Genomic DNA, 20,803 nt, shown 5'->3' with positions numbered 1-20,803 from the left:
TGCCCGTGCGCCGATTGTACGCGTGTTACGCATAAAAAACGCGCCCCGCAGGGCGCGTCGTGTTACCGCCTGGAGCGATACCGTTACAGCTTGGCGTCCGCCTTCACGTTGCGCTGGCTGGGGACGGCCAGAGGCAACGGGCTGTTGGTCTCCACCGACAGCACGGTGGTGGACGCTGCCGCGTTGTTGCCATCAAGGAAGACTACGCCGCCCAGGTAGCGCTTGCCCGTTTCCAGCCCCGACCAGCTGACGCCAGCCGTGGCGCTGCCGCCCACATACACCTTGGTAGGCAGGGTGGCTTTCAGGTTGCCGCCCTTGTCGGCTGTCGTGACGACGGCCGACGACAGGCCGAAGCCGGTCGACGCGCCATTCGCCAGTTCATAGCCGACCACGCACACCTTGTAGTTGCCTGCCGCCGGGGTGGTCACGGTGATCGCCTCGTTCGAGCCGGCCGTGGCCGAGGTGGCAACGGTCGCGCCAGCGCTGTTGAGCAGCAGCAGGTCGAGGTCATTGCCCGCGCCTTCGCTGGTGTCGCGGTCGAAGATTTCGAAGCGCGCCACGACGGTGCTGGCGGGAATGCTGACATTGACGACCCGCACGCCGCTGCCGCCCGCCTTGCACGCGTCGGCCATCTGCACCAGCGTTTCCACGCTGCCCGGCGCGGCCTGGCTGATGGTTTGCGCGCTGCGCGCCACTTCCTTCAGGCCGCCCGTCGCCGCGCCGACCTTGCCGGCAAAGCCGGTGGACAGGGTCAGCGAACGCAGGCCGCTGACCTTGTCGGCCTGCAGCAATGCCGGCGACTGCACCGCGCGGCCCGAGCGGGCCGTGACGGGGCTGCGTACCGTGTGCACGCCGTCGCTCCACACGAGGGCGCCATACTGCCAGACGTTGTCCGGCGCCGTGGTGCGCGTCAGGGTGACGGTGAAGGACTTGGTTTCGCCGGGCGCCAGCGCCAGGGTGGCAGGCGCCACCGCAACGCTGTAGCCGCTGAGCGAGGCGCTGGCCGTGTAGGTGGCGCTGCTGCTGCCCACGTTGGTGACGCGGCGCGTTACCGTTTGCGTGCCCAGCACGTTGCCGATGGTGATGGACGGCATGTTCAGGTTGTAGCCGGCCAGGGTGCCGCCCGCGCACTCGGCCGTCATGCCGACGCCGCACATGTATTTCTTGTAGTCGGCCAGGTTGGCGTCATACACGAGGCCGGGATCGGTCGCCTTGTTCGGCGTCACGTGGCCGGCGCCCTGGCCCCATGGCAGGATGCCGCGCGCGTCGCCTGCCTGGATGTCGGGCAAGGTGGTGCTGCCGGTCGTCATCAGGGCCGACTTGATGGCGGCCGGGCTCCAGTCCGGATGCTGCTGGCGCAGCAGGGCGGCCAGGCCTGCCACGTGCGGGCTGGCCATCGAGGTGCCTTGCAGGAAGATGTAGGCTTGCGCAGGAACCAGGCTGCCATCCTGCACGGCGTCGCGCTGGGCGCGCGACAGGGCAGGCGTGCCGCCGGCCAGGATGTCCACGCCAGGCGCGGTGACGTCCGGCTTGAGCAGGTTGGCGTCGTACAGGTTCGGGCCGCGCGACGAGAAGTCGGCCACCACGGGCGCGGCAGGGCCGTTGCCGTTGGTGACGAAGCGCGAGATGGCGGCCGTGGCCGTGCCCGTTTGCGCCTGTGCATTGATCAGCGCGCCATCGGCGGCGCTCACGTGCACGGCCGGCAGCACGTGCGGGTCGGACACCAAGCCCACGCCCGTGTCGACCAGCACCATGCCGGCGCCGCCCGCTTCGAGCACGGCGACGCCCTTGTCGGTGCGCGCCGTGGTGCCGCGCAGGCAGCTGACGACTTTGCCGGCGACCTTGGCCGGATCCAGCAGGGCCACGCCGCCGTTGTCGCCGGCGCGGTAGCACAGGGCCAGTTTTTGCGCATCGGCGCCGGCCAGGCCCGCGTCTTGCGCGCGGATCAGGGTGGTGGCCGGCAGCGGATTGTAGTTGAGCGAGGCGCCCGTGTAGCTGGCGCCGTTGCTCAAGGTCACCTTGGCCTGGTTGGCGCGGTTGTGCGTCGAGGCGGCCACCGTGGTGATCCATGGGCTGACGTGGGCCACGGTATTGGCCGGTCCCGCATTGCCGGCCGAAGCGGCAACGAAGACGCCCGCATTCGAAGCGTGCAAAAAGGCTTGCTCGACGGGATCGTTGACGGTGCCGCCGCCGCTGATCGAGTAATTGATGACGTGTACGCCATCCTGCACGGCTTTTTCAATCGCCGCCACGCTGTCGCCGCCGTAGCAGCCGTTCTTCGCGCCGGTCGGCTGGGTAGCCAGGTTGTACGACCAGCACACCTTGTAGACGGACAGGCGGGCGCGCGGCGCCACGCCGGAAATGGCGCCCAGCGGCGAGCCGTTGGCCGTGACGGGCACGCCCGCATTGCCGCCCGCGGTGGACGAGGTGTGCGTGCCGTGGCCGCCTTCGCCATTCGGGTCGCCGATGGAATCGCGCGGCGAGGTGAATTCGCTCCAGTGCTGGATCTTGTCCGTCTCGGTCAGGCGCACGGCATTGAAGTATTGCGCACCGAGCAGCTTGTTGTTGCAGTGGTCTTGCGTAAAGCCTTCGCCCGTCTGGCAGCTGCCTTTCCAGGCGGCCGGCGCGGCGCCGTAGGCCAGGGTGGCGTTCGGGTCGAAGGTCGGGGCGCCGTTGGCGTCGACCTTGTCCGCATACGACAGGTTTTCCGGCCACACGCCGCCATCGACGATGCCGATGATGATGTCTTCGCCCGCATGCTGCTTGCCGCCCAGCTGGCTCCACAGGCCGCCCGGCTGGTCCAGGCCCAGGAAGGTGGGCGTGTAGTTCGTCTGCAGGGCGCGCGGTTCGTCGGGGGCGATGCTGGCCACTTCGCCGCTCGCCTGCAGCTGGCGCACTTCGGCGTCGGTCAGCAGGGCGGAGAAGCCGTTGAGGACGATCTTGTACTGGTATTGCACGGGCGCGGCGGCGACGAGGGCCTGTACCCGAGCCTGTTTCTGTTCAAGGTAGTCGCCGTACAGCTGCACTTGTGTGCTGGCCAGGTCGAGGCGGCCGCCGGCGGCAGGCTGGGTGGCGCCCAGGCCTTCCACCGAGCCGGTGTAGGAAGCGATCGGTTTGTCGTTCAGTTGCACGATGTAGGGGCGGCGCAGGTCGTCGGCGTGGGCCTGGAAGCTGAGGCTGGCAAACAGGCTCAGCACGGCGAGCGAAATGGGACGCAAGGCGGGACGGAATGTCATGTAGGGTTTCCTGGTGACGGTAGCGGGAATCGAAAGGGATAAATCAGGCTTGCTGGCGGCGGCGCGCCGCGAAACCGATGCCTGCCAGGCCCAGCAGCATCATCGCGTAGGTCGATGGCTCCGGTACCGAGGCGACGATATTGTCGAGCGCAAACTGGCCCTTGTTGGTGCTGAAGGCGTTGCAATTGCCGGCCGTGTTGCAAGTGAAGCCGAAGAAGGCCAGCGAGGCGAATTGCTGGCTGCCGAAGCTGGCGCTGGTGTTGTAGCGTTGGAACTGGAAGTTGCCGCCGATGGGGCCGCCCAGCTGGTATGTTTCATACATGGAAGAGCCGTCCGCGTAGAAACCTTGCACGCGCAGCAGGCCGGCTACCGCCGGATAGGTGACGCCCTGCGCGTAGCCGATGAAGCTGGCGTCGAAACCCTGCAGGCTGACGCTGCCGCCCGGGTTTAGTGGGTCCAGGTAGATGATGCCGTCGTTGAGCGAGGCATAGTAATTGCTCGTATTGTTGGTCGGGCACGCCATGCCGCAGGCGGCCGGATCCGTGCCGTCGAACACGGCGCCGACCAGGTCGCCATAACTGGCGCCGGCGGCATTCGAAGCACCCGTCAGCAGGAATTTGCCGAATTCCAGGGAGTCGCCATGGCCGACGAACTGGCTATCCAGATTGTCAAAGTTGATCACGTCCGCGATGGCGGCGGGGGCCCAGGCGGCGGACAGGGCCAGGATGGCGGCGCCGGTCCACTGCTTGGCCGAGAAAGGACTTGCTGCGGAAGCTGCCTTCGAATGCACAATACGAGTCATGAATTTTCCCTTGGTGATTATGTAGGATGCAATATGTTTTGCGTCTGGGATGCTCTTTCCTGCGTGGACGGATAAGACCAATACGTAGAAAATTGATTTTTACTATAGCAAAAGAGGCAATTCCATTGTTTGATATTCTTGCAAATTTAATTTGAAAGTTACAAATAATGAATGAATAAAATTCATCACTTACTATGAATTGGTAACCAGTAGTAGATAGTTTCCGCATTGAAAATAGTTGAGTGATTGACCAGCCAGTCAAGCGCGCGCGTCGCCGTGGCGGTTTCGCGCACACTGGATGGTTTCCGCCGGAATTTGTTGTTCACAGTGCAAAGAAAAGATTGTATGAACCATAACCGGCATGGTAGGCTGATAAGCATCAGGCAAGCGCGTGTCGCCTGTGCGTGGCCATCCGCCGCGCGCAGCGACGCAATGTATTGAAGGTAGGCAATAAGGAGTTACCGGATGCATGCAGTACACAGGCAGAACCTTGCGGCAACGCGCCATGCGCGCGGCTTTACCTTGCTCGAATTGCTGGTCGTCATCGTGATCATCGGCTTGCTGGCGGCGTATGTCGGCCCCAAGTATTTCGCCCAGCTGGGCAAATCCGAAGTGACGGTGGCCAAGGCGCAGATCGAGGCGTTTGAAAAATCGCTCGACACCTACCGCCTCGACGTGGGGCGCTATCCCACCACGGAAGAAGGCCTGGCCGCGCTGCTGGTCGCACCGCCCGCCGCCGGCACGCGCTGGAATGGCCCCTACCTGAAAAAGGCCGTGCCGCTCGACCCGTGGGGCCATGCCTACCAATACCGCGCGCCCGGCAGCAAGGGCGAGTACGACATCGTCTCGATGGGCAAGGATGGCCAGCCGGGCGGCAGCGGCGAGAACGCCGACATCAGCTCGCAATAACGCCAGCGCCATTCTTTTTCCTACGGACAAGCCATCATGCAGTTCGAAGTACGCGCGCTTTCCACGGACCAGGCCGTAGCAACCTTGCATACGTGCGTGATCGACGGCCGCGACGAAGCCGACGCACGCCGCCAGGCCGAAGCGCGCGGCCTGTTTGTCAGCGCCATCCGCCCGTTGCGGGCCACGCCGTTCAGCGCGGCCGGGCGCCAGCGGGCGCGGGCCTTGCCACTGCTGCTGTTCAGCCAGGAATTGCTGGCGCTGCTGCAAGCGGGCCTGGGCATCGTCGAGGCGCTGGAAGCCTTGCTGGAAAAGGAAGCGTCGCCGGCCACGCGCAGCGTGCTCACGCGCCTGCTGGAAGGCTTGCGCGAAGGCAAGCGCTTTTCCGCCGTGCTGGCAGAGCAGGCGGAACTGTTCCCCCCTTTGTATATCGGCATCGTCAAGGCGGCCGAGGGCACGAGCGACTTGCCGCGCGCGCTGTCGCGCTATATCGACTACCAGCAGCGCATCGATACGGTGCGTGGCAAGATCGTCAGCGCCGCCATCTATCCCACCATCTTGCTGGCCGTGGGCGGCGGCGTCAGCGCCTTCCTGATCAGCTATGTGGTGCCCCGCTTCGCCGAGGTCTACCAGGGCGCAGGGCGCAACCTGCCGTGGATGTCGCAAGTCATGCTCAGCTGGGGCCAGTTCGTCACGCAGCATGGCGTGCTGTTGCTGCTTGGGCTGGCGATCGCCGGCAGCGCGGTGTTCATGGCCGTGCGGCGCGTGCTGCGCCATGGCGGCGTGGCGCGCCTGCTGGCGAAACTGCCTGGCATCGGCGAGCGCGTGCGCATCTATGAACTGTCGCGCCTGTACCTGACCCTTGGCATGCTGGCCGAGGGCGGTATCACCATCGTGCAGGCGATTTCCACCGTGCAAGCGATGGTCTCGCCGGGCATGCAGGCATCCTTGCAGGGCGCGCGCGGCGCCATCGAGGCGGGCCAGCCCCTGTCGTCCGCCTTCGAGCAGCATCAATTGACGACGCCGATTTCCCTGCGCATGCTGCGTGTGGGCGAGCGCACGGGCGACATGGGGCCCATGCTGACGCAGTCGGCCGCCTTCTACGACGGTGAAATCAGCCGCTGGATCGACCGCTTTACGCGTACTTTCGAACCCTTGCTGATGGCTGGCATCGGTCTGGTCGTGGGCGCCATCGTGATCCTGCTGTATATGCCCATCTTTGACCTTGCCGGCGATATTTCATGATGCAGACCGCTGCCGAATCCACCCTGGCCAGCGTCGCCATCGACGCCGCCCTGCTGCAGCGCGCCCGCGTCCTGAGCCGCCAATCGAAGCGCAGCCTGGTCGAGGAATTGCAGGAACTGAGCGGCATCGAGGCGCGCGCCGTGGTGCGCGAACTGGCGCGCCCGTTCGGCCTGGACGTGCTGGAAACGGCCGACATGCTGGCGTTTTCTCCCGCCTTCGATGTGCTGCCCCTGTCGCAGGCGCTGGCGCGCCACAGCGTGCTGCTGCGCGCCGCCGACGGCCAGCTGGTGGGCGTGATTGCCGACCCGTTCGATCTCGACCTGCAAACCTGGCTGAGTGCGCGCGCCGGGCAGGGCGCCTTGCACGTGCGTCTGGCGCTGCAGGCCGACATCGGCGCCTATCTGTCGAAGCAGGAAGAATCGGCGCGCGCCGTCGACAGCCTGCTGCCCGGCGCCGCCACGGATGCGCGGCGCGACGGCAAGACGGCGGCCGTGCTGTCGTTCGCCAGCGTGTCGGAAGCGGCCAGTCCCGCCGTCAAGCTGGTCAACTCGACCTTATATGACGCGCTGAAGGCGGGCGCTTCCGACATCCACCTGGAAAGCACGGCCGGCGGCCTGGCCGTCAAGTACCGCGTCGACGGCGTGCTCGATCACGCCACGTCCGTCAACGGCATCGAAGTGGCCGAGCACATCATCTCGCGCCTGAAAGTGCTGGCCGAACTCGATATCGCCGAGCGCCGCGTGCCGCAGGACGGCAGCTTCCGCGTCGAATCGGGCGGACGCGAAATCGATCTGCGCGTCTCCATCATGCCCAGCATCCATGGCGAGGATGCGGTCATCCGTATCCTCGACAAGCGCGCCATGATCGAGGCGTATGGGGCCCTGACCCTGGAAGCGCTGGGCTTTGACGCGTCATCGCTGGAAGCGTTGCGCGCGCTGGCGCAGGAAGCCTACGGCATGCTGCTCGTGACGGGACCGACCGGCTCCGGCAAGACGACGACCCTGTATGCGGCGCTGACGGAAATCCACAACGGGCGCGAAAAGATCATCACCATCGAAGACCCCGTCGAATACCAGCTGCCCGGCATTCTGCAGATACCCGTGAATGAAAAGAAGGGGCTGACGTTTGCCAAGGGCTTGCGCTCCATCCTGCGCCACGACCCCGACAAGATCATGGTGGGCGAGATCCGCGACCGCGAAACGGCGGAAATCGCCGTGCAGTCGGCCCTCACGGGCCACCTGGTGCTCACCACCGTGCATGCGAATAACGTCTTCGACGTGTTCGGCCGGTTTACCCACATGGGCATCGATCCGTATGCGTTCGTCTCGGCCCTGAACGGCATCTGGGCGCAACGGCTGATCCGCACCAACTGCCCCCATTGCGCCACCGACTACACGCCCGACGATGGTGAGCTGGCCAGCGTGGGCCTGGCGCGAGCCGACGTGGCGCAGTATCAATTCAAGCAGGGCAAGGGCTGCGGCGACTGCCGCGGCACGGGCTACAAGGGGCGCCGCTCGATTGCCGAAATCCTCGTGCTGACCGATGAAATCCGCGAACTGATCGTCGACAAGAAACCGATCCGGCAGATCAAGGCGGCCGCGTATGCGAACGGCACGCGCAGCCTGCGCCTGGCGGCGCTGGAACTGGTCAAGCGGGGCGCCACCACCATCACGGAAATCAAGAGGGTCACCCTGCATGCGTAGAGGTTTTGGACAAGGTTTGCGCCTGGGCGTGGCGGCGGGCAAGGTGAGCCTGTGGCGCAGCAGCCGCTGGCGCGCCCCTGCATGGATATTGCTGGGCGAAGCCGCATATGTGCCGGACGGCACGCTGCATGGCGACTTTGCCGCCCTGGGCCAGGCGTTGGAACAGATTCTGCCAGCCAGCCAATACGCCGGCTGGCCCCTGTCCGTGGTGCTCGACGATGGATTGGCGCGCCTGTGGCAAGTGGACATGCCGCAAGGCGCCGCGCGCCTGGCCGATATCGAGGCTGCCGCCGCGCTGCGCTTCCAGTCGCTGTATGGCGATGCGCCCGGCCTGTGGCACAGCAGCAGCGCCTGGGATGCGCGCGCGCCGTTCTTTTGCGCCGTGCCCCGTGCGCTGCTGGCGCAGCTGACGCGCGTGGCCGACGCACGCAAGCTGGCCCTGATTTTTATCGCACCGCAATTCGCGCGCCACTGGAACCGCTGGCACGGCGCGTTGAAGCCGGGCGCCTGGTTTGGCCAGCTGCAGGAAAACGTCCTGACCCTGGGCGTGCGGCACGATGGCCGCCTGCGCGCCGTGCGCGCGCTGCCCGTGCCCGCAGACGCCGGCCATGGCTGGCTGGCGCAGACCTTGGCGCGCGAGGCGCTGCTGCAAGGCGTGCCCGCGCCGGCGCTGCTGCAGCTGTGCGGCGCGCCGCCGCCCGCATGGCTGACACAGGCGAAAGCGTTCCACTGCCAGATTTTTTCCACGCCGGACGGCGACGGCGCCTTGTCGCCGGCCGCCCGGCTGGCCCGCAGCGGGGGCGTGGCATGACGCGCCTCGATATCGATTTCGCGCCGCCCAGCTGGCGCCGCAGCCTGCACCGCGTGCCCGCGTGGGCGTGGTGCATCGGCGCCGTGGGTGCGGCGCTGATCGCCACGGCGGCGTACAGCGGCAGCGCCGCGCTGCAGCGGCAGCAGGCAAGCGAGGCACATTGGCGGCTGGCGCAGCAGCGCGTCATGGCCGCCACGCAGGGACCGGTGGCTGCACCGCAAACACCCATCGCGCCGGCGCAGGCGGCGGCCGTGAATGCGGCCATCCTGCAACTGAATCTGCCGTGGCGCGACGTGCAGGATGCGCTGGCCAGCGCCACGCCACCCGCCATCGCGCTGCTGGCGCTGGAACCGGATGCGCGCAAGCGCGTGCTGAAGATCACGGCCGAGACGACCAGTAGCGACGCCATGGTCGCGTATGTGGCGCAACTGAAGCAGCAGGAGCTGTTCGGCACCCGCGTGCAGCTGCTGCGCCATGAAATCAACGCGCTCGATCCGAACAAACCCTTGCGCTTCCAGCTCGAAGCGCGCTGGGGCACGCCATGATGGCCATCGACATCAATAGCGTGCGCCTGCGCGTGCAACTGCTGCTGCGCCGCCTGGGCGCGCCTGCCTGCCTGGCCGTGGCCCTGCTCGCGCTGGGCTTGACCGCCTGGGCGTGGGCCTGGCAGCAGCGCGCCGTGGCGGCGCAACTGGAAGCGCGGCCCTTGCCGCAGCCATCGCTGGCCGCAGTCATCGCGGCGCCGCCGGCGACATCCAGCGAGAACCTGGCGCGCTTTTATGCCGCCCTGGGACAGCAGCGCCACGCGGAGCAGCAAGTCAAGCAGCTGTTCGACCTGGCCGCGAAAAACGGCTTGCTGCTGGCGCAGGGCGAATACAAGAGCGGCTACGACAAGGCCAGCAGGGTTGCCAGCTATCAGGTGACCTTGCCGCTGAAGGGCAGTTATGCGGCCGTGTGGCAGTTCGCGCTGCAAGCGCTGCGCGCCGTCCCCTTCGCCTCGCTCGACGAACTGAGTTTTCGCCGCGAGCAGATCGCCGATACGGAACTCGAAGCGCGCTTGCGCCTGACCTTTTATCTGACCGATACGCCTGGCGATGCGGGAGAGGCGCCATGACCCCGCGCCATTGGCTCATGCTGGCCGGCGTGCTGGGCGCGGGCGCCTTGCTGCTGTTCGGCGAGCGCCAGCCCGTGGCCGAGGTGGCCGAAGCGGTGGAGCGGGCCGTCGCGCCCGCGCGCCATGCGGCCGCCAAGCCGCCAGCCGCGCAGCCGGCCATCCTGGCCCTGCTGCCGCGCAGCGAAGTGGCGGGCGAGGATGGCGATACCTTTGCCGGCGCCGGCGCTGTCTTCCAGAGCCAGAACTGGAATCCGCCGCCGCCGAAAATGGTAGCCGTCGCGCCACCGCCGCCGCCACCGCCGATGGCGCCGCCGCTGCCCTTCGTCTACCTGGGCAAGGCGGCCGCCGATGGCGCCTGGGAAGTGTTTTTGTCGCGCGCCGACAAGACGTATATCGTGCGCGCCAACACCGTCATCGATGGCGCCTACAAGGTCGTGACGATTGCGCCGCCCGTCATGACGCTCACTTATCTGCCGTTGAACCAGGTTCAGCAGCTCAACATTGGAGTTTCCGAGTGATGTCTCGTTCCTTTTCATCGGCGCTGCTGCTCTTGCTGCTGTCCGGCTGCGCAGGGCAGCAAGCCTACCGCGACGGGCGCGAGCTGATTGCGCAAGATCAAATCCCGGCCGGCCTGCAAAAACTGCAGGAGGCGCTGCAGCAGGACCCCGGCAATGCGCAATACCGCAGCGCCTATCTGCAGGCGCGCGAACGGGCGACTGGCAGCCGCTTGCAGCAGGCCGAGCGCCAGGCGCAGGCAGGGCAGGGCGAGCTGGCGCGCGCCTCGTTCATGGGCGTGCTGGAAATCGATGCGCAGAACGAGCGTGCCAACAGCGGCTTGCGCGCGCTCGAACGCGAGCAGCGCCATGGCAAGCTGCTGGCCGAGGCGCAAAAGGATATCGAGGCCAAGCGCTACGACCCGGCGCGCCAGCGCCTGAATGCCATCCTCACGGAGCAGCCGAATCACGCCGGCGCGCGCGCGCTGCTGCGCGAGGTCGATGACAAAACGGCGCCGCCCGTCGTCGAATCGGGCCTGGCCAAATCGTACAAGCAGCCGATCACGATCGAGTTTCGCGAAGCGCCATTAAAACAGGTGTTCGAGCTGATCGCGCGCCGTTCCGGCCTCAATTTCGTCTTCGACAAGGACGTCAAGGCGGATGCGAAAACCTCGATCTTCCTGAAAAACAGCACGGTGGAGTCGGCCGTCTACTTCCTGCTGGTGACGAACCAGCTGGAACAGCAGGTGATGGATGCAAACACGATCTTGATCTACCCGAATGTGGCGGCAAAATTGAAGGAGTACCAGGAAGTGCTGGTGAAAACCTTCTTCCTGGCGAATGCGGACGCCAAGCAGGTGGCCAACACCCTCAAGACCATCTTGAAGACGCGCGACGTGGTGGCCGATGAAAAACTCAACCTCGTCATCGTGCGCGACACGCCGGAGGCGATCCGCCTGGCCGAGCGCCTGATCGCGCTGCAGGACGTGCCGGAGGCCGAGGTCGTGCTGGAACTGGAAATCCTCGAAGTCAAGCGCAGCCGCCTGATGGAACTGGGCGTGGTCTGGCCATCGAGCCTGACCCTGACGCCGCTCTCCACTTCGGGCGGCGCGGGCCTGACCATCAATGACTTGAATAACCTGAACCAGCGCACCATCGGCGTGAGCGACCTGTCCGTGACGGCGAACGCCAAGAAGACGGACGGCGACGCGAATATCCTGGCCAATCCGCGCATCCGCGTGCGCAACCGGGAAAAGGCGAAGTTCGTCATCGGCGACAGGGTGCCCGTGGTGACCACCACCATTTCGCCAGGCACGGGCGGCTTCGCTTCCGAGTCCATCAGTTACCTGGACGTGGGCTTGACGGTGAATGCCGAGCCGACCATTTATTTGAACAATGAAGTGGGTATCCGCATCTCGCTCGAAGTGAGCAACCTGGGCGCGGCCACCACCACCCGCAGCGGCTCGACCCTGTACCAGATCGGCACGCGCCAGGCGTCGACCATGCTGCAACTGAAGGATGGCGAAAACCAGGTGCTGGCGGGCCTGATCAACAATGAAGAGCGCAGTTCGGGCAACAAGGTGCCTGGCCTGGGCGACATACCCGTGCTGGGGCGCCTGTTCGGTAGCAGCAAGGACGACAGCCAGAAGACGGAAATCGTGCTGTCGATCACGCCGCACCTCGTGCGCACGGTGCAGCGTCCGGAAGCGAAGGAATCGGAATTCTCGGCCGGCACGGAAGGCAGCTTCCGCCGCCGGCCCGACATGGCGGCCAAGGCGCCCACGCAGATGCCGGGCACGGTGATCGTGCGTTCCGGCCCGTCGGCCGTCGGCATGCAGCCGGCGCCGGCGCAGCCGCTGATGGTGCCCGGCCAGGTGCCATCGGCCTTGCCGCAGAGCGTTCCGGCGCCGGAAGTGGCGCCGTCGCCCGAGCCGGCCGCCTCGCCCTTGCCGATATCGTCGGGCCAGCCCGTGCCGTTGCAGGCGGCGCCCTTGCCGCTGTCATCGAGCCAGCCGGTGCCGGTGGTGCCGCCGCCGCCCGTCAAATGAGACTGGCGCATGCGCAGGGTAGGCAGGGCGGCTTCACCCTGATCGAGCTGCTGGTGACCCTGGCCATCCTGGGCGTGCTGGCCACCCTGGTGATCCCCGTCACGCAGGTAACGGTGCAGCGGCGCCAGGAGCAGGAATTGCGGCGCGCGCTGCGCGAGATCCGCCAGGGGCTCGATGCCTATAAACGGGCCGGCGACGAGGGCCGTATCCTGCGCGCGCCAGACGCCAGCGGCTATCCGAAAAGCTTGGAACTGCTGGTCGAGGGCGTGCCTGACCAGCGCAACCCGAAGCGCAGCAAGCTGTTTTTCCTGCGCCGCGTGCCGCGCGACCCGTTCAACGCGGACGCTGGCCTGAGCGATGCGCAAACGTGGGGCAAGCGCAGCTACGCCAGCGAAGCGGCCGAACCACGCGAGGGCGACGATGTCTACGATGTGTATTGTACGTCCGGCAAAACGGGCTTGAACAACGTGCCTTACCGTATATGGTGAACCATGGCTGCTGAAAATATCCCACACCGCAGGCGCGGCTTTACCCTGATCGAATTGCTGGTGGTGCTCGGCATCGTGGCGCTGCTGCTGACCTTGGCCGTGCCCCGCTACTTTCCCAGCCTGGACAAGGCGAAGGAAACCGTGTTGGCGGACAACTTGCGCAACCTGCGCGCGACCATCGACCAGTTCCACGGCGATACGGGGCGCTATCCCGATACGCTGGAGCAGCTAGTGGAAAAGAAATATTTGCGGGCCATGCCCATCGATCCTATCACCGATAGCGACAGCAGCTGGCTCATCGTGCCGCCGCCCGACGACACGCCAGGCCAGGTGTATGACGTGAAAAGCGGCGCGCCCGGCAAGGACCGCAGCGGCACGCCGTTTGCCGACTGGTAGCGGCCATGCACCGTCCTGCGCGCCGCCAGCGTGGTTTTACCTACCTGGGCCTGATCATCCTGGTGGCTATCCTGGGCCTCGTGGGGGCGGCCGGATTGAAGATGGGTTCCTTGCTGCAGCGCCAAGCGACCGAGCAGGAGTTGCTCGACATCGGCGCGCAGTTTTCAGATGCCCTCTACAGCTATGCGGCCGCCACGCCGGCCGGCCAGCCGCAGCAACCTCCGACCTTGGCGGCCTTGCTGCGCGACCCCCGCTTTCCGCAACTACGCCGCCATTTGCGCAAGCTGTATGTGGACCCCATCACGGGACGCGCCGAGTGGGGCTTGCTGTACCAGCCCGGCAGCCAGGGCATCATCGGCGTACACAGCCTGTCGCAGGCGGCGCCATTAAAGGTTGGCAATTTCGAGGCCCGGTTTGCGGGCTTCGAAGGCAGGGCGCATTTCTCGGAGTGGCACTTCATGGTCGATGCACGGCTGTCATCCGTGCCGCCTGCGGGACCGGCAACTGTTCCGGCGGGTGATGAGGCCGGCATCATGCCCGCCTTGCCGGCGCCACCGTTGTTTTCCCGCCCTGTTACTCCATCGCAAGAACAGGCGCCACCAGAGCCAGTTGAGCCGCCTGAACCGCAAACTCCCGTTGAAAACCCTGCCGAATAGGCGTTTTCACTGTTAAACATGGGAAAAATTAGATGTATGCCCCGGTAACTATTTTTCCATAGAAATTCATAGATAGTGGCAAATAGTTCATTTCGAAAATAGTTATCCTGGATGAAACTTCGATAAAATATTTATAAGTAATTTGATGTGATTATGCTACCATCCTGTCTAGTACTTCCGGTACTAAAACTATTGGTGGCCTGCGCATTGCAGCCATAAATTACTTTTTAAGGGATAAACTATGAAATTGAAATTTATCGCTGCAGGCATTCTGGCAGCAGCATCGTTCAGCGCGTCGGCAGCAACCTACGACTTGGGCATCCTGGACCCAACCGGTTCGGACACCCTGTCGGCTTTCACGACCAAGTTCGCCATCAATTCGGAAATCAATGATTCGTGGACTTTCCAGTTGCTGGCCCCATCGTCGACCTCGTTCGGTGCATTGCAAACGTTCTCCGTTGCTAACGGCGCGATCAAGGATTTCGCCGCCAGCCTGGTCGGCTATGGCAGCCTGGACAAGAGCACGGCCAACGGCATCCAGAATCTGAGCTGGGCCGGTCAATTGGCTGCAGGCACGTACACGGTGCAAGTCACAGGCCTGACGCTGGTGAAAAATGTTCAGTACGTAGGCACGGTTTCGGCCCTGCCAGTACCAGAACCAGAAACCTATGGCATGCTGCTGGGCGGCCTGGCACTGGTCGGCGCCGTGGCACGCCGCCGCGCCAAGAAAGCTGCCTAAGCTTTCGCTGCAATGAAAAAAAACCCGCTTCGGCGGGTTTTTTTTCGTCTTTCGTCAGTATGGCGAGACGCCGCAACCACGTCCTGCACAATCCGGACAAGCTGCGCAGGACCAGGCGCCAAGTCGAAGACAGTACGCTAGTATGGCGAGACGCCGGCAACAACGTCCTGCACAGCTTGTCACGCGTGGCGCTTGAAGTCGCGGAAGCGGAAGCCAACTAAAAAGAGGGTGGCAAAGTACGCCACGCCGCACACGGCCACCACCAGGGCCAGCGCGCCGGCCCGCAGCAGCGGATGGGCTTGCATGGCGATCCAGTCGATGCGCATGGCGCCAACATACGCCACGCCGCCCATCACGATGAGTGCCGGCAGCAGGCGCAGGAAGAACTTGGCCCAGCCCGGCTTCGGCTGGTAGATGCCGCGCTTGCGCAAGCCCCAGTACAGGAAACTGGCGTTCAGGCAGGCACCCAGGCCGATCGACAGGGCCAGGCCGGCCACGGCGATGTAGGGCACGAACAGCAGATTCATCAGTTGCGTGGCGATCAGCACGCCGATGGCGATTTTCACGGGCGTGCGGATGTCCTGGCGCGCATAGAAGGCAGGCGCCAGGGTTTTCACGAGGATGATGCCGATCAGGCCCAGGCTGTAGGCCACCAGCGGCTGCGTCGACATGGTCACGGATTCGGCCGTGAACTTGCCGTAGTGGAAGAGGGTGGCGATCAGCGGCGTGGCCAGGGTCGCCATGCCGACGGCGGCGGGCAGGGCCAGCAGGAAAGTCAGGCGCAAGCCCCAGTCCAGCAGGGCCGAGTATTCCGTCTTGTCGCCATCCACATTCGCCTTCGACAGGCTGGGCAGCAAGATGGTGCCCAGGGCCACGCCCAGCATGGCGGTGGGAAACTCCATCAGGCGGTCCGCATAGGATAGCCAGGAAATGCTGCCCTCGGCCAGGCGCGATGCAATGCTGGTGTTGATCATCAGGCTGATCTGCGCTGCCGAGACGGCAAACACGGCTGGTCCCATCTTTTTCAGCACGCGGCGCACGCCGCCGTCGGACAGGCCGATGGCGGGGTTGATCGAGAGGCGCGGCAGCATGCCGATCTTGATCAGCGCAGGGATCTGGATGGCCACCTGCAGCAGGCCGCCGGCGAACACGGCAATGGCCATGGCGTAGATCGGCTGCTCCAGATGGGGCGCGAGGAACAGCGAGGCGGCGATGAACGACAGATTCAGCAGCACCGGCGTGAACGCGGGAATCTTGAATTCGCGCCAGGTATTCAGAATGCCGCCGGCCAGGGCCACGAAGGACATGCAAGTAATATAAGGGAACATCAAGCGCGTCATCCACACGGCCGCGTCAAAAGCGCCCGGGTCCTTGGACAGGCCGGTGGCGATGGCGTAGACGAACCACGGCGCGCCGACGATGCCGATGGCGGACACCAGCAGGGTGGCCCAGACGAGGGTGGTGGCCACATGGTCGGCCAGTTGCTTGCTGGCTTCCTGGCCATGTTGGTTCTTATATTCAGACAAGATCGGCACGAAGGCTTGCGAGAAGGCGCCCTCGGCAAACAGGCGGCGCAACAGGTTGGGGATGCGGAAGGCAACAATGAAGGCGTCCGTGTAGGCGCCGGCGCCAAAGGCGCGCGCGAACAGGCTTTCGCGCAATAATCCGGTTACACGGGACAGCATGGTCATGCTGGAAATGGCGGCGAGGGTTTTAAGCAAGTTCATGGGGCCAGATTATAGCCGGGCGCGGTACTGGCAAACGGTTAAAATATGGTAACAAGCGAGTAACAAGCGCCGCCGATTCGCCCTTGCCAGGCCCATTTTCAGGTGTTTTTACCGCGATACCCGGTTTTTTGATTTGCCCCCGCTTGAAAATATCGCTATAATCGAAGGCTGTACAGAATTCTGTTACGCAGACACTAATGTTTGACAGGCACTGGTTTGGCACACATGGTTCGGCAGACGCACAGAACGCACCGGTTGGCAAACACTAATGTTTGCAAACGCACTTTGACCCTGTTTTAGGAAATTCCATGGCAAATACCGCACAAGCGCGCAAACGCGCTCGTCAAGCAGTTAAGCAAAACGCACACAATTCGTCCCAACGTTCGACCTTGCGCACGGCTATCAAAGCTGCTCGCAAAGCGATCCAGGGCGGCGACAAGGCAGCTGCTGCTGCAATCTTCCAAGCATCCGTGTCGACCATCGACCGTATCGCTGACAAGAAGATCATCCACAAAAACAAGGCAGCTCGCCATAAGAGCCGTCTGGCAGCTGCTTTGAAAGCACTGTCCGCTTAATATTCGCCAGCAGGCAAGCCACCATGGTGGCCTTGTCTGTGCCGGTACGCTGGCACTGGTTGAAAAGCAAAAACCCGCAGATTCATTCTGGCGGGTTTTTTCGCGTTTTTTCGCGTTTTTTCGCGTTTTTTCGCGTTTTTTCGCGTTTTTTTCACCTTTTTTGCGGCCGCGCCCGCCAGCGGCAGGCCGCGGCCGCGCCGGCCTAGCGTGCCGCCGGCAAGTTGCCGATGTTCATGCCCGGCTTGATATTCTTTTGCTTGAACCAGCCCAGGTGCATTTCCAGCGCATAGCGCACGGGCACGGTCCTGGTGGAGCAATGGCTGTCGAGCGTGTGCGGCTGCATGTCTTCGATATTGACGATCTTGCCGCCGGCATCGATAAAGGCCACGGACAGGGGCAGCGGCGTGTTCTTCATCCACATGCATTGGGTCGATGGGTTGCCAAAGACGAACAGCATGCCCGCATTGGCCGGCATCTTTTCACGGTACATCAAACCCTGTTCGCGCTGCTCTTCCGTGGCGGCCACTTCTGCCTGGATCAAATGCATGCCAGCCGACAGTTGCAAGCTCTTTGTCTGCGCTTGAGCAATGCTGGCGCACGCCAGCAGGGCGATCGACAGGCGGAGACGGCGTAGGGAATTTTTCATGGGGCGGGACGGTGGCTGCGAAGCGGCGATTAAGCCATGCTGGTGGCCGCCTGGTCAAGCGTGCTGCCGGGCCGCGCCGAAAGCGTGGGGTTACAGCAACATGCTGCCGTAACCCCGGGAACCGCGTTTATTTCACGGGCTTGCCTTCAGCGGCCGGCTGTTTGGTCTTGCGCGCCTGGGGAATCAGGCGCGGCGCATCCGTTGCGGCCGAGGCCTTGGTCGATGCACCTGAGCGCGCCGCATCCGTCGCGGCCGAAGCGTTGACGGTGGCCGATGCCGGCGGCACCGGCTTGGTGGCGTCGGTGGCGGCCGAGGCATGGCTGGCAGCCGATGCGGGCGGCGGCTTGACGGCATCGGTCGCGGCGGAAGCATGCACCTGGGCGCCCGATTGCGCCAGTGCGGCGCCGGCAAGCAGGGAAGCGGCCAGGGCCAGTATTACTTTTGTCATCATCTTTCCTTTTCGGTCATGTTGAGGTCAGATGATTTTAATGCATTATCTAAAAATAAATAGTGCTTATTGGCAAAATTCGGTACGGAAGGCGTTTTTTCTTGTCCGGCTCACGTTTTCCCAATGTTCTCGGCCGGCACCTCGCACCATTCTCCGGGCAGCAAGGGATGGCTGGCCAGCGAGAATGGGCCGATGGCGCTGCGCACCAGGCGCAGGGTGGGCAGGCCGACGGCAGCCGTCATGCGCCGCACTTGCCGGTTTTTTCCTTCTTTCAAGGTGATTGCCAGCCATGAGGTCGGCTTGTCGGCGCGTGCGCGGATGGGCGGATTGCGCGGCCACAGCCAGTCCGGCTCGGCGATGCGCACGGCCTTGCATGGCTTGGTGATGAAGTCGCCCAGGTCCAGCGGTGCCTGCAGGCGCGCCAGGCTGGCCGCATCGGGCACGCCATCGACCTGCACCAGGTAGGTTTTCGCTTCCTTGCGGTCCGGGTGGCTGATTTCGTGCTGCAGGCGGCCGTCGTCCGTCAGTAGCAGCAAGCCTTCGCTGTCGGCGTCGAGCCGGCCGGCCGGGTAGATGCCGGGGATGCTCAGATGGTCGGCCAGGGTGGCTCGGCCATCCTGCGGAGAGAACTGGCACAGGACCTGGAATGGTTTATTGAAGAGGATGAGTGGCATGCTGGTAGAAGAATTGATGTAAGCGATGGTGGCTGCTGGTTGGCGCCGCAAAAGCGTGGCGCCCTGTAGGATACTGGTGCATAATGTGGATGTTAGTCTTATGTCTTATAGAAGACATGGACGGTATGGCAATGAGATTCTTTGGCGCCGCAGATGGCCCGGGTGTTCTTTCCCTGCTAAAGTGCGTTGTTGCCGCCATGTTCGCACTTGTTTTTGTAAACTCTGCAACCGCAGAGCGCGTCGCCGGCCTGCATTGCCCGCCAGCGGTGTGTCCCACTTCGGAGATCACGATGTATCAACATATCACTGTACCTGCTGACGGCCAAAAAATCACCGTCAACGCCGATTTTTCGCTGAATGTACCAGATAATCCCATCGTTCCCTTCATTGAAGGCGATGGCACGGGCATCGATATCAGCCCGGTCATGATCAAGGTGATCGATGCCGCCGTGGCCAAGGCCTATGGCGGCGCGCGCAAGATCAGCTGGATGGAAATCTATGCGGGCGAAAAATCGACGAATGTGTACGGCCCCGATGTGTGGCTGCCGGAAGAAACTTTGGCCGTGCTGAAAGATTACGTGGTTTCCATCAAGGGCCCGCTGACCACGCCCGTCGGCGGCGGCATCCGCTCGCTGAACGTGGCCCTGCGCCAGCAGCTCGATCTGTACGTCTGCCTGCGCCCCGTGCGCTACTTCACGGGCGTGCCATCGCCCGTGAAAGAGCCGGAAAAGACGGACATGGTGATTTTCCGCGAAAACTCGGAAGATATCTACGCCGGCATCGAATACCAGCAAGGCTCCCCCGAGGCCAAGAAATTGATGGATTTCCTCGTCAATGAAATGGGCGTGACGAAAATCCGCTTCCCGGCCACGTCGGGCCTGGGCATCAAGCCCGTGTCCATCGAAGGCACGCAGCGCCTGGTGCGCAAGGCCATTCAGTATGCGATCGACAATGACAAGCCATCCGTGACGATTGTGCATAAAGGCAACATCATGAAGTACACGGAAGGCGGCTTCCGCGACTGGGCGTATGCGCTGGCGCAAAAGGAATTCGGTGCCGAGCTGATCGATGGCGGCCCATGGTGCAAGTTCAAGAATCCGAAGACGGGTCGCGACATCATCGTCAAGGATTCCATCGCTGACGCGTTCCTGCAACAGATCTTGCTGCGTCCGGCCGAATACAGCGTCATCGCCACCCTGAATTTGAACGGCGACTACATTTCCGACGCGCTGGCGGCGCAAGTGGGCGGCATCGGCATCGCGCCGGGCGCCAACCTGTCCGATTCCGTCGCCATGTTCGAAGCGACGCACGGCACGGCGCCCAAGTATGCGGGCAAGGATTACGTGAACCCCGGTTCGTTGATTTTGTCGGCGGAAATGATGCTGCGCCACATGGGCTGGCTGGAAGCGGCCGACCTGGTGATTTCTTCGATGCAAAAATCGATCGCTTCGAAACGCGTCACCTATGACTTTGCCCGCCTGATGGAAGGCGCCACGCAAGTGTCGTGCTCCGGCTTCGGCGAAGTGATGATCGAGCACATGTAACTGGAGGGGCAGGGTGCAGCACACCCTGCGGACGAAAAAAAACCCCGTCAGGAGACGGGGTTTTTCACATCTGAGGGCCGGCGATGCTTAGGCTGCTTGGATGTTGGAAGCTTGCTTGCCTTTAGGGCCTTGCGTGACTTCGAATTGAACTTTTTGACCTTCTTTGAGGGTCTTGAAACCGTTCATGTTGATTGCGGAGAAATGAGCAAACAAATCTTCGCCGCCATCATCTGGAGTGATGAAGCCAAAACCTTTGGAATCATTGAACCACTTAACTGTACCTGTTGCCATAAAAAGAACTTTCAAAATTAAAACAAATCACACGAGCCATAAAAGCAAGAAGCTTCTTGCCCCCTCCTCGACGTCTCACTTCTTATCAAGCTGTACATTACTGCAACAGTCGATACAGCATTGTTGGCGGAATAAATAATGAAGTCAAGCGCTTTTCCATCGATATTGCCAAATTCTTCACGACAACCAAAAAAGCAACTCTTGATTTTGACGGCAAGGTCGCCATCTGCGCAGTATTAAGAAAACGCGTAAGATTGAAA

22 protein-coding genes are annotated in these 20,803 nt (G+C 63.4%); 15 read left to right on the top strand and 7 right to left on the bottom strand.

All coding sequences use genetic code 11. From position 1 onward, the window contains the following. Positions 1-83: 83 nt before the first annotated feature. Both CSQ92_RS19630 and CSQ92_RS19625 read right to left on the bottom strand, forming a co-directional pair. The gene (locus CSQ92_RS19630; RefSeq protein ID WP_099395143.1) at positions 84-3,236 is read right to left on the bottom strand and encodes a S8 family peptidase; all 3,153 of its coding nucleotides are present in this window, start codon (positions 3,234-3,236) and stop codon (positions 84-86) included. 43 nt (positions 3,237-3,279) lie between these two features. Next, positions 3,280-4,038: an NF038120 family PEP-CTERM protein gene (locus CSQ92_RS19625; protein ID WP_092611243.1), complete on the bottom strand. Its 759-nt coding sequence runs from the start codon at positions 4,036-4,038 to the stop codon at positions 3,280-3,282. Between the two features lie 465 nt (positions 4,039-4,503). On the opposite strand from CSQ92_RS19625, the gene gspG reads away from it, so the two are divergent. From gspG to CSQ92_RS29105, 12 genes are all read left to right on the top strand, one after another. Then, positions 4,504-4,947, top strand: coding sequence for a type II secretion system major pseudopilin GspG (gene gspG / locus CSQ92_RS19620; protein WP_099395142.1), 444 nt, complete (start codon positions 4,504-4,506; stop codon positions 4,945-4,947). A gap of 36 nt (positions 4,948-4,983) precedes the next feature. Beyond that, a complete protein-coding gene (locus tag CSQ92_RS19615) occupies positions 4,984-6,189 on the top strand; it encodes a type II secretion system F family protein (protein ID WP_099395141.1) in 1,206 nt (401 codons plus the stop codon). After that, positions 6,186-7,892 (top strand): GspE/PulE family protein, encoded by a 1,707-nt coding sequence (locus tag CSQ92_RS19610; RefSeq protein WP_180277065.1) that lies wholly within the window; start codon positions 6,186-6,188, stop codon positions 7,890-7,892. Before CSQ92_RS19615 ends, CSQ92_RS19610 begins: the two co-directional genes overlap by 4 nt. Then, positions 7,885-8,703, top strand: coding sequence for a hypothetical protein (locus CSQ92_RS19605; protein ID WP_143450404.1), 819 nt, complete (start codon positions 7,885-7,887; stop codon positions 8,701-8,703). The genes CSQ92_RS19610 and CSQ92_RS19605 overlap by 8 nt, the downstream gene beginning before the upstream one ends. Then, entirely contained in the window at positions 8,700-9,248 is a 549-nt protein-coding gene (locus tag CSQ92_RS19600) for a hypothetical protein (RefSeq protein ID WP_099395139.1), read from the top strand. The genes CSQ92_RS19605 and CSQ92_RS19600 overlap by 4 nt, the downstream gene beginning before the upstream one ends. Next, positions 9,245-9,817 (top strand): hypothetical protein, encoded by a 573-nt coding sequence (locus CSQ92_RS19595; protein ID WP_070282773.1) that lies wholly within the window; start codon positions 9,245-9,247, stop codon positions 9,815-9,817. The genes CSQ92_RS19600 and CSQ92_RS19595 overlap by 4 nt, the downstream gene beginning before the upstream one ends. Continuing rightward, positions 9,814-10,335, top strand: coding sequence for a hypothetical protein (locus CSQ92_RS19590; protein WP_070253562.1), 522 nt, complete (start codon positions 9,814-9,816; stop codon positions 10,333-10,335). Before CSQ92_RS19595 ends, CSQ92_RS19590 begins: the two co-directional genes overlap by 4 nt. Further along, positions 10,335-12,359 (top strand): secretin N-terminal domain-containing protein, encoded by a 2,025-nt coding sequence (locus tag CSQ92_RS19585; RefSeq protein ID WP_099395138.1) that lies wholly within the window; start codon positions 10,335-10,337, stop codon positions 12,357-12,359. The genes CSQ92_RS19590 and CSQ92_RS19585 overlap by 1 nt, the downstream gene beginning before the upstream one ends. Next, on the top strand, positions 12,356-12,847 hold the full coding sequence (locus CSQ92_RS19580) for a type II secretion system protein (protein ID WP_099395137.1): 492 nt from the start codon (positions 12,356-12,358) through the stop codon (positions 12,845-12,847). The genes CSQ92_RS19585 and CSQ92_RS19580 overlap by 4 nt, the downstream gene beginning before the upstream one ends. Before the next feature lie 3 nt (positions 12,848-12,850). Beyond that, a complete protein-coding gene (locus CSQ92_RS19575) occupies positions 12,851-13,243 on the top strand; it encodes a type II secretion system protein (RefSeq protein WP_034782179.1) in 393 nt (130 codons plus the stop codon). A gap of 5 nt (positions 13,244-13,248) precedes the next feature. Next, complete coding sequence (locus CSQ92_RS19570) at positions 13,249-13,899, top strand: type II secretion system protein (RefSeq protein WP_099395136.1); 651 nt, start codon at positions 13,249-13,251, stop codon at positions 13,897-13,899. 241 nt (positions 13,900-14,140) lie between these two features. Further along, on the top strand, positions 14,141-14,638 hold the full coding sequence (locus CSQ92_RS29105) for an FxDxF family PEP-CTERM protein (protein ID WP_092611222.1): 498 nt from the start codon (positions 14,141-14,143) through the stop codon (positions 14,636-14,638). A gap of 179 nt (positions 14,639-14,817) precedes the next feature. Here CSQ92_RS29105 and murJ read toward each other — a convergent pair whose 3' ends face one another. Beyond that, positions 14,818-16,365 carry a murein biosynthesis integral membrane protein MurJ gene (gene murJ / locus CSQ92_RS19560; RefSeq protein ID WP_034782184.1) on the bottom strand — a complete coding sequence of 516 codons (1,548 nt, stop codon included), beginning with the start codon at positions 16,363-16,365 and terminating at the stop codon, positions 14,818-14,820. A 308-nt stretch (positions 16,366-16,673) separates the two neighbouring features. On the opposite strand from murJ, the gene rpsT reads away from it, so the two are divergent. Together rpsT and CSQ92_RS19550 are read left to right on the top strand one after the other, a co-directional pair. Then, positions 16,674-16,940, top strand: coding sequence for a 30S ribosomal protein S20 (gene rpsT / locus CSQ92_RS19555; protein ID WP_010395935.1), 267 nt, complete (start codon positions 16,674-16,676; stop codon positions 16,938-16,940). A gap of 23 nt (positions 16,941-16,963) precedes the next feature. Then, positions 16,964-17,146, top strand: coding sequence for a hypothetical protein (locus CSQ92_RS19550; RefSeq protein ID WP_099395135.1), 183 nt, complete (start codon positions 16,964-16,966; stop codon positions 17,144-17,146). On the opposite strand, the gene CSQ92_RS19545 is transcribed toward CSQ92_RS19550, so the two are convergent. The 3 genes from CSQ92_RS19545 to CSQ92_RS19535 all read right to left on the bottom strand — a co-directional run bounded on the left by CSQ92_RS19545 (position 17,143) and on the right by CSQ92_RS19535 (position 18,708). Then, positions 17,143-17,586 (bottom strand): DUF192 domain-containing protein, encoded by a 444-nt coding sequence (locus CSQ92_RS19545; RefSeq protein WP_099395134.1) that lies wholly within the window; start codon positions 17,584-17,586, stop codon positions 17,143-17,145. The two genes, CSQ92_RS19550 and CSQ92_RS19545, sit on opposite strands and share 4 nt — an antisense overlap. A 127-nt stretch (positions 17,587-17,713) precedes the next feature. Then, positions 17,714-18,034: a hypothetical protein gene (locus CSQ92_RS19540; RefSeq protein ID WP_180277064.1), complete on the bottom strand. Its 321-nt coding sequence runs from the start codon at positions 18,032-18,034 to the stop codon at positions 17,714-17,716. Positions 18,035-18,144: 110 nt separating this feature from the next. Then, complete coding sequence (locus CSQ92_RS19535) at positions 18,145-18,708, bottom strand: pseudouridine synthase (protein WP_034782188.1); 564 nt, start codon at positions 18,706-18,708, stop codon at positions 18,145-18,147. A gap of 290 nt (positions 18,709-18,998) precedes the next feature. Between CSQ92_RS19535 and icd the strand changes: the two genes are divergently transcribed. Continuing rightward, complete coding sequence (gene icd / locus CSQ92_RS19530) at positions 18,999-20,252, top strand: NADP-dependent isocitrate dehydrogenase (protein WP_070282785.1); 1,254 nt, start codon at positions 18,999-19,001, stop codon at positions 20,250-20,252. Between the two features lie 87 nt (positions 20,253-20,339). On the opposite strand, the gene cspE is transcribed toward icd, so the two are convergent. After that, positions 20,340-20,543, bottom strand: coding sequence for a transcription antiterminator/RNA stability regulator CspE (gene cspE / locus CSQ92_RS19525; RefSeq protein ID WP_010395943.1), 204 nt, complete (start codon positions 20,541-20,543; stop codon positions 20,340-20,342). Positions 20,544-20,803 lie beyond the last annotated feature (260 nt).

The organism is Janthinobacterium sp. BJB446, from assembly GCF_002735655.1.
Classification (GTDB): Bacteria; Pseudomonadota; Gammaproteobacteria; order Burkholderiales; family Burkholderiaceae_D; genus Janthinobacterium; species Janthinobacterium lividum.
The sequence above is the reverse complement of the archived record's forward strand: the minus strand, read 5'-3'. Positions and strand labels throughout refer to the sequence as shown.